The sequence below is a fragment of the Flavobacterium laiguense genome, assembly GCF_003097655.1.
Lineage (GTDB): Bacteria > Bacteroidota > Bacteroidia > Flavobacteriales > Flavobacteriaceae > Flavobacterium > Flavobacterium laiguense.
Map to the genome: position 1 here is coordinate 28,355 of NZ_QCZH01000022.1, position 13,271 is coordinate 41,625.

Consider the following 13,271-nt stretch of genomic DNA (forward strand, 5'->3'; position numbering starts at 1 on the left):
TTTGGGATTAAATTTGAAAGACGAAAAACAACAATAAATAAAATGGAAGAAAAAAAATTAGACCTTAATTCGATTATAGGTTTTGTATTGATTTTTGGTATTTTGATTTGGATTATGTACCAAAACAAACCTTCAGAAGCAACTATTGCTGCGGATAAGGCTAAAAAAGAATTGGTTGCAAAAGAAGCTCAAGCCAAAGCGGTTGCGGTAAAAGCGATTGTAGTTCCTACTGCTGTAGTAGCTGGAGATTCTACACAATTGGTTCAATTGCAAAAGACATTAGGTGGTTTCGCTTATTCTGCGACTTTGCCTTCTGCGAAAAATGATATTACAACAATCGAAAATGATTTTGTAGTCTTAAAAATCGCCAATAAAGGTGGGTATATCGTTGAAGCCACTTTGAAAAATTTCAAAAGATTTGAAAAAAATTCTGGGCAATTGGTTTCTTTAATTAAAGACAACAATGCCAGTTTGAATATTCAATTGCAAACTAATGACAATAGAGTTTTAAATTCAAGAGACTTGTATTTTGAACCGACATTGTCCAAAGTGGGTGCGGATCAAATACTTTCGATGAGATTGAAAGCTGGAGCCAATGAGTTTCTAGAATACAAATACATTTTGAAACCAAACGATTATATGGTTGGTTTTGATATTCGCTCTCAAGGTTTGAATAAAGTTTTGAATACAGCTAAACCAGTAGATTTGGTTTGGGATATGAAAGCGTACAGAAACGAGAAGAGTATTTCTTATGAAAATAGATATGCCGAATTGCGTTTTCAATATGAAGAAGGTAAGCACGATTATGTAGGTGCAGGGACTAATGATGAAGAAACTCCTGTGAAAGTAGATTACATAGCTTTCAAGCAACATTTCTTTACTTCTATTTTATTGACCAATACGTCATTTGAAAAAGCAAGTTTGAAATCAAATAACTTGGTTTTGGATGAAGCAAAGGATACTGTTTTTACCAAAGAATTTAAAGCGACAGTGCCATTGGCGTTTCAAAATGGTGAAATCGATTATAAAATGAGTTGGTATTTTGGACCAACGGATTATGCGACTTTGAAAGCGTATGATAAGGATATAGAAAAAATCGTTCCATTGGGTTGGGGAATTTTTGGTTGGATTAATAAATTCATTTTTATTCCATTATTTGGATTTTTGAGTTCAACAATTGGAATGTCATTAGGAATCGCCATTATTTTATTTACGATTCTTATTAAAATCGCCATGTCGCCTATTACCTATAAATCATTCTTGTCTCAGGCCAAGATGAAAGTATTGCGACCGGATATTACAGAATTGGGTGAGAAATTCAAGAAAGACCCAATGAAGAAACAACAAGAAACCATGAAGCTGTACAATAAAGCGGGGGTGAATCCTATGGCGGGTTGTATTCCAGCCTTGATTCAGATTCCATTTATGTATGCGTCGTTTCAGTTTTTTCCATCGGCTTTTGAATTGAGACAAAAAGGATTCCTTTGGGCAGATGATTTGTCTTCATTTGACTCGATTTATCAATTACCGTTTACTATTCCATTGTATGGAGATCATATTAGTTTGTTTCCAATTTTGGCAGCAATAGCTATTTTCTTTTATATGAAAATGACTTCTGGTGATCAACAAATGGCGGCTCCTCAACAAGAAGGAATGCCAGATATGGCCAAAATGATGAAGATGATGATTTATATCTCGCCAATCATGATGTTGGTTTTCTTCAATACGTATGGTGCAGGATTGAGTTTGTATAACTTTATATCCAACTTAATTACAATCGGAATTATGTTTGTTATCAAGAACTACATTGTAGATTCGGATAAGATTCATGCGCAAATTCAAGAGAATAAGTTGAAAGAGCCTAAAAAACCAGGTAAGTTTCAACAAAAATTGCAAGCAGCTATGGAACAAGCCGAAGCTCAAAAAGCTAAGGACAAAAAGTAATAGATAAAAAATCTATCGCGCATTGAATAAAATGATTTAGCCACGTTTCGATAAATTTCGGTACGTGGCTTTTTTTTTAGTTACTTTGAATCACTTAAATAAAGTTATATGTTTTATATTTTTAGAATTTTGATGGTTTTTCTTTGTTGTCAAACGGTGTTTTCTCAAACCGATTTTAACGCATTAGATGATAAGGGGAGAAAGCACGGCGTTTGGAAAGGAGTTTATGAAGGATCGGGCAGACCCAGATACGAAGGTACTTTTGAGCATGGTGTTGAAATAGGTATTTTTAATTTTTTTGATGATACCAAAGCCAAATCCATTATTGCAACCAGAGCATTTAATCCCAAAGAAAATTCATGCTATACTATTTTTTATGACCAAAATAAAAATGTAGTTAGCGAAGGCAAAGAGATTAATAGATTGCATGAGGGACAATGGAAATACTATCATAAAGCATCCAAAGCTATTATGACATTGGAGAACTATAAAAAAGGGAAGTTGGGAGGAACCCGTACAGTTTATTATCCAAGTGGGAAAGTTGTCGATGAGGTAATTTACAAAAATGGATTAAAAGAAGGTGTCTATAAAAAGTATTCTGAAAATGGAATTGTTCTAGAAAATAGTTTTTTTAAAAATGGGGAATATGATGGGGAGGCTATCTATAAAGATCCAAATGGTTTAGTTGTTGCCAAAGGAAAATTCAAGAATGGTAAAAAAGTAGGGAAGTGGCAGTTTTTTGTCAATGATAAATTATCAAGCGAAGAGGATATGGATAAACCTAAAAAACCGATGCTTAAAAGAGATAAAGTGAAAATTGATTGATTTTTCTAATGTAATATTGGGTAAATATGCATTAGTTATATTTATTCCAGTATTGTTTTAGCCAATCTACAAGTAATGAGAACTAGGTATATTATTTGTACTTTTGCAAAAGATTAAATTATAAATATTCAATTTATCAAACATATGAAACGTGTAGTTGTAGGTCTTTCTGGTGGTGTAGATTCGAGTGTTGCTGCTTATTTGTTGCAACAACAAGGATACGAAGTGATAGGACTTTTTATGAAAAATTGGCACGATGATTCGGTGACCATTTCCAATGATTGTCCTTGGTTGGAAGACAGTAATGATGCCTTATTGGTTGCCGAAAAACTAGGCTTTCCTTTTCAAACGGTTGATTTAAGTGAAGAATACAAGGAGAGAATTGTTGATTATATGTTCAACGAATACGAAAAAGGGAGAACTCCAAATCCTGATGTACTTTGTAATCGCGAAATAAAATTTGACGTTTTTATGAAAATCGCCTTAAGTCTTGGTGCCGATTATGTGGCTACAGGTCATTATTGCCGAAAAGGGGAAATAGAAGTCAATGGAGAAAAAGTATACCAACTTCTTGGAGGGGTAGATAATAATAAAGATCAATCTTATTTTTTATGTCAATTATCTCAAGAGCAATTGGCGAAATCGTTGTTCCCAATTGGTGAATTAACCAAACCCGAAGTGCGTGAAATTGCAGCTCAAATGGAATTGGTTACTGCCGAAAAGAAAGATTCCCAAGGGCTGTGTTTTATTGGAAAAGTGCGTTTACCCGAATTTTTGCAACAAAAACTGCAACCCAAAGAAGGGGAGATTATTCAAATTGACAAAAACGATCCGGTATATTGTTATGAAATGCAGGCCGAATTGTCACTGGAGGAACAATTGTTATATGCTTCAAGAAAAATGCCGTATGCTCCAAAAATGGGGAAGGTAATGGGAAAACATCTAGGAGCGCATTATTTTACGGTTGGTCAAAGAAAAGGTTTGAATGTAGGAGGAACCACAGATCCTTTATTTGTCATTGCTACCGACGTTGAAACCAATACTATTTATACGGGTTTATCGAGTATGCATCCGGGATTGTTCAAAAGCGCCTTGTTTATTGAAAAATCGGAAGTACATTGGATTCGTAGAGATTTGGCTATAGCCAATGGAGAGTCGATGGAGGTTATGGCACGCATACGATACAGACAACCATTACAGAAAGCGACTTTGCATCAATATGAAAGCGGAATGTATATTTCGTTCGAAGAACCTCAATCTGCCATTACTGAAGGGCAATTTGCTGCTTGGTATCATGGAGACGAGTTGATCGGTTCTGGGGTTATTTCATAGCTTGTTTAAATAGTAAAAGGTTTGATTTTAACCATATAAGCCATATACGTTAATGTAAGTCCACACAATTTCAAAAAAGTTGCAAAACTTAAATGAACTTATATGACTTATATGGTTGATTTTTTTTTATTTTTTCATTATGTTTTTTTAATAGAATAGAACCCTTATTTTTGGACTAAATATGAAGAAAGCACTGCTAATTATTTTATTGTTCCCCTGTTTTATTGGGTTTTCCCAAGAAGATGCTTGGGTGTATTTTAATGTCAAAAATAGTTCTCAGTCTTACTTTGACAATCCTTCACTTATGCTTTCCCAAAGAGCTTTGGATAGAAGAACCCAACAAAATATTTCTTTGGATTCAAAAGATATTCCTATTGATAAAAGTTTAATTAACCAAGTAAAAGCGGTTTCTGGTATTACTGTTATGGCGCAATCCAAATGGTTGAATGCCTTGCATATTCGAGGAACTCAATCGGTTATCAATTCCTTAAAATCTTTTGCGTTTGTGGGTAAAGTTGATTTTGCCAATAAAGCACTCAATCAAACAGGAAAGAAAGCTTCAGCGGCCAAGATTAAAGCGGTCAATAAGGTTTTGGAAACACAACTGAATTATGCCTATGGTAGTTCGTTAAATCAAATTCAAATGCTTAAAGGTGATCTTTTGCACCAGCAAAATTATACCGGTTTCGGAAAAATAATAGCCGTTATGGATGCGGGTTTTCCTGGAGTGAATACGGCGCAACCTTTTCAACGATTGCAAACTAACAATCAAATATTGGGAGGTTATGATTATGTGAATAGAAATGCCAATTTTTATTCGGGGGATTCACATGGTACTATGGTGTTGTCGGCTATGGGTGGGTATCAGGAAAATGCCTTGGTGGGAACGGCTCCCGATGCTTCTTATTATTTATTTAGAACAGAAGACGCTGCAACTGAAAACCCTGTAGAGGAATCCTATTGGGTGGAAGCGGCAGAGAAAGCGGATAGCCTAGGAGTCGATGTAATCAATACATCATTAGGTTATTTTGAATTTGATAATACAGCATACAATCATACTTATAGTGATATGGATGGTAAAACGGCCTTTATGACTCGTGGTGCCGAAATCGCTTTTAGTCGAGGGATGATAATAGTGGCCTCTGCAGGAAATAGTGGAGGATCAGCAAATCCGCATATTGCTGTGCCAGCTGATGGGATTTCGGTGCTTGCGATTGGTGCGGTAACTTCAACAAAAACAGTGGCGAGTTTTAGTTCTATCGGTCCGTCATTTGATGGGCGAGTAAAACCAGATGTTATGGCTCAAGGTCAAGCAGCTGTTTTGGCTAACCCATCTGGAAGTATAGTAACGGCTAATGGAACTTCCTTTTCTAGTCCGATAATGGCGGGAATGGTGGCGTGTTTGTGGCAAGCGTTTCCCAACAAGACCAATGCAGCAATTAAGGATTTAATTGTAAAATCGGCTGATCGATTTATGACTCCAACAACACAATACGGATATGGAATTCCAGATTTTAGTTTGGCTTTGTCCAATGGTTTAGGAGTGAGTGATTTTTTGAAAACGGATGTCTTTTTATATCCGAATCCAGTAAGTGACTTTAGTACGGTTTCTTTTTCTGAGGATTTTGATATAGGAGTATTTCAGATCTATACAATACTTGGACAAAAAATGATGGAACAAACGATCACAAAAACAGCACCAACTATTTCGTTAAAAACATTACAATCTGGCGTTTATATTTATAAAATGGATTATAATGGAAATACTAAAACAGGGAAACTAATCAAACAATAAACTCGATTTTTATATGAACAAAATTACAAGCCTTTTCAATATTAAATATCCTATTATCCAAGCGGGAATGATTTGGAATAGTGGCTATAAATTAGCCAGTGCCGTGAGTAATGCTGGCGGATTGGGTTTGATTGGAGCCGGATCGATGTATCCAGAAGTATTGAGAGAACACATTCAAAAATGCAAAAAAGCAACAGATAAACCATTTGGTGTCAATGTCCCGATGTTGTATCCCAACATCGAAGAAATAATGAAAATCATTGTTGATGAAGGCGTTAAAATTGTTTTTACATCGGCGGGAAATCCTAAAACCTGGACGGCTTTCTTGAAAGAGAACGGAATAACGGTGGTGCATGTAGTGAGTAGTTCGGTTTTTGCGTTAAAAGCACAAGAGGCAGGAGTAGATGCTGTCGTTGCCGAGGGTTTTGAAGCTGGTGGTCATAATGGGAGAGAGGAAACGACAACCTTCACTTTAATCCCGATGGTAAAAGATAAAATTTCAATTCCGCTAATTGCTGCGGGTGGTATTGCAACAGGTCGAGGTATGCTTGCCGCAATGGTTCTTGGAGCAGATGGGGTGCAGGTTGGGAGTCGATTTGCAGCTTCGTTAGAATCGTCTTCACATGAAAATTTTAAACAAACCATTGTGGGTGTTAAAGAAGGAGATACGCAGCTGACTTTGAAGGAATTAGCGCCTGTACGTTTGATCAAAAATAAGTTTTATCAAGACGTACAAGAGTTATATGAAAAATGTCCCACCAAAGAAGAATTAGCCGCCTTACTGGGGAGAGCAAGAGCTAAACGAGGTATGTTTGAAGGCGATTTGATTGAAGGGGAATTAGAAATTGGCCAAATAGCAGGTTTGATCAAAAAGATAGTTCCGGCAAAAGAGATAGTAATTGAAATGTTAGCTGATTTTGATCAAGCAAAGAAAGAAGTAGTTTTGTTTGATTTTTAAAATGGTATATTTGTTATTCCGCAAATTTTTTTTAAAATGAAATGAGTATTACAACAATTTGTCGCAAATACAAATGAAGATGTGCGACCCGAGCGATAGCGAATAGGCGAAGCAATTACATATTCCAATAAAAACAATATTATCTACATATGAATAAGGTTAAAATAGGTATTCTTTTAGCGTTTCTTTTTCTTGTTTTTAATCAAGGATATAGTCAAACCTATAAATTCAAAACTACAGGTTTAAGCGTTTCCGTAAAAGAGGGAAATGGTAAATTTGGAGGTTGGAGTGATTTAAAATTGGTGAATATATTGGTAAATTTGGATACCAACAAAAATAGAATTGTGATTTATTCGGAGGCGATACAGTTATTTGAAATCGTCGAATACCTTCCTGCCGAAGAAAATGAAACCGATATTGTTTACCCGTTTATTTGTAAAGATAACAATGGAGAAGACTGCACGATTTCTTTTATTACCCGAAAAAATCAAGAAAACAGAAAACAGCTCTATATCAAATACGAAGATAGAGTGTTGGTGTACAATGTTGTTAATATTGAGTAAAAAGGATTAACTGTTTTTCGAGTTAGGTACATAAATACCAATTCAATTTTAGAATTTTTTTTAAAACCATTAAGAAATTAAGACTCATTTAGACTCCATGCTTAATGAATCTTAATTTCTTAATGGTTTTTTTGATCCCACAATTTCATTAATTTAACTCGAAAAAAGTCACTGATTTTAAGATTCTTTTTTTTAAATAGATAAGCTTAGGATTGTTTCTTAAGTAATTAACTTGAGCTATTTTTTAATCCTGATTTGCATAGCATAATTATAAGGGTCAAGAGCTGTAAATACTATGTTTTCGGGAGCTACAAAAGGCAAGTAGGCTTTGATTTTTTCTTGCGTAAATCGTTGTGACCAAAACTGTTCTTTGGTAGCGGTAAAACTATCGCTGGCATTTGTGATTACTTTCATTCCCATTTTTAGATAGGATTGCTCTTGTTTTTTTCGGGTGTTGTCATTGTCGATGTAGCAGGCACCCAGAATTATTTCTCCTCCAGAATTGAGTATCGAATTGGCTTTTGAAAAAACACTGCTGAATTTTTCATTCTTGGATAAATCGAATCTTTTACTGGAGTCATTATACTCGCTGAAAGGGAAATTCTCGGGATAGAAATTACCAGGAGTAAACCAAGTGCAAATTATTAAATCGTATTTTTTTGGTAATTGGTCTAAATGTATGGCATCTAGTAAATGCACCTTTAATTTGTCTTCGATACGCAATTCTTTGGCGGTGGCTTGGGACAGTTTTATACAGGCTTCGGCGTTATCAGTGCCTTCGTAGATTTCAATCATTTTCCACATTTCTGGTATGGCGCTTAGGTGTCTGGCTATTCTGGCGCTTCCTATTCCGATGTCCAAAAGGGTAAGCGGGCTTCCTTTTTTTAGAAATACTTCTGAGATGACTTTTTTGAGTTCCGTAAATTCGGCCCATTGGGCTTGTATTAAATCTTCGGATAAATAATGGTCGTCAAATGATTTTTGGACGGTATTTTCGTTGTCGTACATATTCATAGTCAGTGGTTTGATACTCAAATTTAGGATTTATTTTTTTCTTTTTGCAAAAGGATAAGGATATTTTTTTTTGCCACACCCGAGCAAAAGCGAACGGACGAAGTAAAGACGCTAAGGCAGAAATAAATGTAAAAATCAAATTGTTGTATTGCTTTTTTTCTAGCGGGGTCATGCCCTGATGATTTTGATGATTTACTGTTTTTTGGTTATGAAGGCGTTAATTTATTGTTTTACTTATTTTGGTTTCGTTTTTTTTTAAGGATAAAGTGTATTTTTGTTTAAAATTTAAAATATAGTATGAAAAAATTATTGTTGTTTTTAGTATGTGTTTTTTCTATTCATGGTCAAGCACAACAGCGCCCAAAATTGGTGGTTGGAATAGTAGTGGATCAAATGAAAATGGAGTATCTGTATCGATTTTCAGACGATTTTTCCGATAACGGTTTTAAGAGACTGATGGATAAAGGTTTTACTTTTCACAATATGAATTATAATTATGTTCCTACTTATACAGCACCTGGTCATGCTTCAATTTATACTGGGGCAACTCCTAATACACATGGGATTATTGGTAATGATTGGTATTTACGCTCGTTGGGTAAAAGTACTTATTGTACTGATGATGCTAGTGTAAAAACGCTTGTGGAAGGTACAGAAAAGGAAGGTGCAATGTCTCCGAAAAATCTTTTGAGTACTACGATTACGGATGAATTGCGTATGGCAACAAACTTTAAGGGGAAAGTTATTGGTTTGAGTATAAAGGATCGTGGTGCGATTCTACCTGCTGGACATTTTGCCAATTGGGCATTTTGGTATACTAAAACAGGTTCATTTATTTCAAGTGATTTTTATGGTGATAAGTTGCCAGAATGGGTGACCGCATATAATAGTGAAAAGACATATATGAAATATATCGAAAAGGGTTGGAATTTGTTGCGCCCTCTTGATACATACAATGAAAGTCTTCCTGATGATAATCCGTATGAAGGAAAATTGGATAAATCGGCAAGACCTGTTTTTCCTTATGATTTGAATAAAATATACAAAGAAAACGGGTTAGAAGTCATAAAAAGTACACCTTTCGGGAATGATATTTTGGCCGATTTTGCCATAAGAGCCATTGATAAAGAAGCATTAGGTAAAGATGATATTACCGATTTCCTGGCGGTAAGCTTTTCTTCAACTGATTATGTTGGGCATACTTTTGGTCCAAGATCGATGGAGATTCAAGATACTTATTTGCGTTTGGACCTTACTATTGCTGCTTTTTTAGATAATTTGGATAAAACGGTAGGTAAAGATAATTACTTGGTTTTCCTGACCGCTGATCATGCTGTAGCCGAAAATCCTATTTACCTGAAAGATCGTAAATACAATGTGACCAACATTCCTTCTAAAGATCTTTTTGCTTCATTGACTAAGTTTTCGACAGATACTTTTGGGGTTAATCTGGTGCTTAATTATTCTAATTATAATGTTTACTTAAACAGAGATGTTATAAAAGAGAAAGGTTTGGAATTGACTAAAGTAAAGCAAACTTTTAAAGACTTTTTGATGGGGCAAATACAAGTAAAAAGGGTGTATACTGAAGAAGAAGTTTTGGCAACTACTGGTGGAGATTATTATTTGAACTTTATTTTTAAAGGATATGATCCTAAACTCAATGGTGATCTTGTTATTCTTGAAGGTACCGGATATTTGGAAAGCATTGCAACGGGTACCACTCACGGAACACCTAATAGTTATGATACGAATGTGCCATTGCTTTTTTATGGATGGCATATTCCTAATGGAGAATCTTATAAAAAAGAATACATTACAACTATTTCTCCAACACTATCTAGATTACTGAAAATTCCTTTTACAAATGGGACAGAATCCGAAGTTTTGGAAGAGCTTCTACTTAAAAAATAGCCAGCTTTTGAAAAACAAAAAATCCCGAAACTGTAATGGTTTCGGGATTTTTTGTTTGATTAAACCGCTGCTTCTACAGGCAACGGAATTTGATTTTTTAATAAATCTTCAAAGGTTTCATGAGCTCTTATCAAATGTCCTTTTCCATTCATCCATAAAACTTCAGCTGGTTTGTAGCGGGAATTATAGTTGGAAGCCATAGAGAAGCAATAAGCTCCAGCATTACGGAAACATAAAATGTCCCCTTCTTTGATTTCAGTGATTTTTCGGTTGGTAGCAAAAGTATCTGTTTCGCAGATGTATCCAACAACGGAGTAAAAACGTTCTTTTCCTTTTTGATGAGAAATGTTTTCTATATGATGTTGTGAACCATAAAGCATTGGTCGAATCAAGTGATTGAATCCAGTGTCTATTCCAGCAAAAACGGTTGATGTAGTTTGTTTAACCACATTTACTTTGGCCAAAAAGAAACCAGCTTCACTCACTAAAAATTTACCTGGTTCGAATATTAATGTCAAATCTTTACCGTATTCAACACAAAAAGCATTGAATCTTTTTGATAATTTTTTGCCTAACTCTTCAATATCGGTTTCGATATCATCTTTTTTGTAAGGAACTTTAAAACCGCTTCCGAAGTCTAAAAACTCTAAATTTTTGAAGTTTTTTGCTGCGTCAAACAAAATTTCGGCGGCATATAAAAACACTTCAATATCTAATATGTCTGAACCTGTGTGCATGTGGATACCCACGATATTCATGTCTGTATTCTCAACGATACGTACTAAATGAGGTAGTTGGTGTACCGAAATACCAAATTTGCTATCGATATGTCCTACCGAAATATTGGCGTTTCCACCAGCCATTACGTGTGGGTTAATACGAATACAAACCGGTACGTGTGGATGTTTTGCACCAAATTGCTCTAAGATAGACAAGTTGTCAATGTTGATTTGAACACCCAATGCATGTACCTCTTCAATTTCTTCAAGAGAAACTCCATTTGGGGTGTAAAATATTTTTTCTGGGGCGTAGCCAGCATGTAATCCTAACAATACTTCTTGAATAGAAACAGTATCCAATCCAGATCCCATATCTCTCAATAATTGGAGTATGGCTACATTCGACAACGCTTTCATCGCATAATTGATGCGTAAATTCGGTACTTTAGAAAAAGCTTTTGTCAATCTATTGTACTGAGATTGTATCTTTTCGGCATCATAAACATATACCGGACTTCCAAATTGTTCCGCTAGGTGTAGTAAATCGTTTGCTTGCATCTTTCTATTATTTTTTTACAAATTTATTATACTTTATTATTGTGACCAAACAAATTATATGTATTTAACAAAATGTAACAATTTGTTTAATATTAAACAATTGTTCAGGTTTTGTGGGGTTATTTAACAATTAAAAAAAAATCCCCTGACAAAAAAATTATGTCAAGGGATTTAAAAAAAAAATAATTATTTGTTACAAAGCAGGTAAATCCCCTTTTCCTTTGGTTGGTAAATTGGTGAAACCCATTAAATATAAATCTACTTCTCTTGCAGCCTCACGACCCTCAGAGATGGCCCATACAATTAGGGATTGCCCTCTTCTCATATCACCGGCGGTAAAAATGTGAGGAACATTAGTTTGATAATTGGTCGCCTTATAATTGCTGCGCATATCAATTTGTAGTCCTAATTGTTCGGCTAAAGTTTTTTCAGGACCTGTAAATCCAAGAGCTAATAAAGCCAAATCACAAGGCCATATTTTTTCAGAACCTTCTTTTTCGATTAGTTCAGGTCTTTGTCCTGGTGTTATTTTCCAAGAAACTTCTACGGTTTTCAATCCAACAAGTTCCCCTTTTTCGTTAGCAAGGAATTCTTTGGTATTGATCAACCAGTTTCTGTTGCAACCCTCTTCGTGCGATGAAGATGTTTTTAGTTGCAACGGCCAAAATGGCCATGGTGTAGTTTCGCTTCTTCCTACTGGAGGTTTAGGCATGATTTCAAAATTAGTCACGGATTTTGCACCGTGTCGGTTTGAAGTTCCCACGCAATCCGATCCTGTATCTCCACCACCAATAACGATGACATCTTTTCCGGTAGCCATTACTTGATCAGCAATTGTTTCTCCGTACAATACTTTGGTTTGTTGTGTCAAGAAATCCATTGCTTGTACCACACCTTTGCTATCGGCACCTTTTGTAGGTAAGCCTCTTCTTTCGGTTGCACCACCGCATAATACGATAGAATCAAAAGCGGTTAATTGGTCTACGCTGTAGTTTACTCCTACGTTTACATTGGTTTTAAAAACAACTCCTTCGGCTTCTAGTACTTTTACACGTCTGTCGATAATTCCTTTTTCTAATTTAAAATTTGGAATTCCGTAACGTAATAATCCACCTATTGCATTGTCTCTTTCAAAAACGGTAACGGTATGCCCAGCACGATTCAATTGTTGTGCAGCGGCCAATCCAGCAGGGCCAGATCCAATTACGGCAACTGTTTTTCCGGTTCTTACTTCAGGTGTTTGTGGCTTGATCCATCCTTCTGCAAAACCTCTTTCGATAATGTTTTTTTCAATATTTTCGATAGCTACTGGCTCACTGATAATTCCTAATACACATGATTTTTCACATGGAGCTGGGCATAAACGACCTGTAAACTCTGGGAAGTTGTTTGTCGATTGTAAAATCTTCAAAGCACTTTCCCATTCTTCTTGATGCACCATGTCATTAAAATCAGGAATTAAATTCCCTAACGGACAAGAGCTGTGACAAAAAGGAATTCCGCAATCCATACATCTAGAACCTTGTTCTTTGATTTTGTCTTTTGCTAACGGAATTGTAAATTCATTATAATTTGATACTCTTTCTAGAACAGCAACATTACTTTCGTCGGTTCTATTATATTCTTTAAATCCACCTATCTTTCCCATG

10 protein-coding genes are annotated in these 13,271 nt (G+C 35.4%); 7 read left to right on the plus strand and 3 right to left on the minus strand.

The features are described from left to right. The first annotated feature begins 42 nt into the window (after nucleotides 1-42). From yidC to DB891_RS14825, 6 genes are all read left to right on the plus strand, one after another. Entirely contained in the window at nucleotides 43-1,944 is a 1,902-nt protein-coding gene (gene yidC / locus DB891_RS14800) for a membrane protein insertase YidC (RefSeq protein ID WP_116764361.1), read from the plus strand. Between the two features lie 108 nt (nucleotides 1,945-2,052). After that, entirely contained in the window at nucleotides 2,053-2,769 is a 717-nt protein-coding gene (locus DB891_RS14805) for a toxin-antitoxin system YwqK family antitoxin (RefSeq protein WP_116764362.1), read from the plus strand. Between the two features lie 144 nt (nucleotides 2,770-2,913). Further along, on the plus strand, nucleotides 2,914-4,101 hold the full coding sequence (gene mnmA, locus DB891_RS14810; protein ID WP_116764363.1) for a tRNA 2-thiouridine(34) synthase MnmA: 1,188 nt from the start codon (nucleotides 2,914-2,916) through the stop codon (nucleotides 4,099-4,101). Nucleotides 4,102-4,282: 181 nt separating this feature from the next. Next, nucleotides 4,283-5,896, plus strand: coding sequence for a S8 family serine peptidase (locus tag DB891_RS14815; RefSeq protein WP_116764364.1), 1,614 nt, complete (start codon nucleotides 4,283-4,285; stop codon nucleotides 5,894-5,896). 13 nt (nucleotides 5,897-5,909) lie between these two features. Beyond that, nucleotides 5,910-6,854 (plus strand): NAD(P)H-dependent flavin oxidoreductase, encoded by a 945-nt coding sequence (locus DB891_RS14820; protein WP_116764365.1) that lies wholly within the window; start codon nucleotides 5,910-5,912, stop codon nucleotides 6,852-6,854. A 149-nt stretch (nucleotides 6,855-7,003) separates the two neighbouring features. Continuing rightward, nucleotides 7,004-7,417, plus strand: a complete 414-nt coding sequence (locus DB891_RS14825; protein ID WP_116764366.1) for a hypothetical protein — start codon at nucleotides 7,004-7,006, stop codon at nucleotides 7,415-7,417. Between the two features lie 237 nt (nucleotides 7,418-7,654). Here DB891_RS14825 and DB891_RS14830 read toward each other — a convergent pair whose 3' ends face one another. Then, nucleotides 7,655-8,431 carry a class I SAM-dependent methyltransferase gene (locus DB891_RS14830; protein WP_116764367.1) on the minus strand — a complete coding sequence of 259 codons (777 nt, stop codon included), beginning with the start codon at nucleotides 8,429-8,431 and terminating at the stop codon, nucleotides 7,655-7,657. A 297-nt stretch (nucleotides 8,432-8,728) separates the two neighbouring features. Here DB891_RS14830 and pafA point away from each other — a divergent pair, with 297 nt between their 5' ends. Further along, nucleotides 8,729-10,345 carry an alkaline phosphatase PafA gene (pafA, locus tag DB891_RS14835; RefSeq protein ID WP_116764368.1) on the plus strand — a complete coding sequence of 539 codons (1,617 nt, stop codon included), beginning with the start codon at nucleotides 8,729-8,731 and terminating at the stop codon, nucleotides 10,343-10,345. A gap of 59 nt (nucleotides 10,346-10,404) precedes the next feature. On the opposite strand, the gene lysA is transcribed toward pafA, so the two are convergent. Next, the gene (gene lysA, locus DB891_RS14840; RefSeq protein ID WP_116764369.1) at nucleotides 10,405-11,622 is read right to left on the minus strand and encodes a diaminopimelate decarboxylase; all 1,218 of its coding nucleotides are present in this window, start codon (nucleotides 11,620-11,622) and stop codon (nucleotides 10,405-10,407) included. 193 nt (nucleotides 11,623-11,815) lie between these two features. Continuing rightward, entirely contained in the window at nucleotides 11,816-13,270 is a 1,455-nt protein-coding gene (locus DB891_RS14845; RefSeq protein WP_116764370.1) for a glutamate synthase subunit beta, read from the minus strand. Between the last annotated feature and the right edge of the window lies 1 nt (nucleotide 13,271).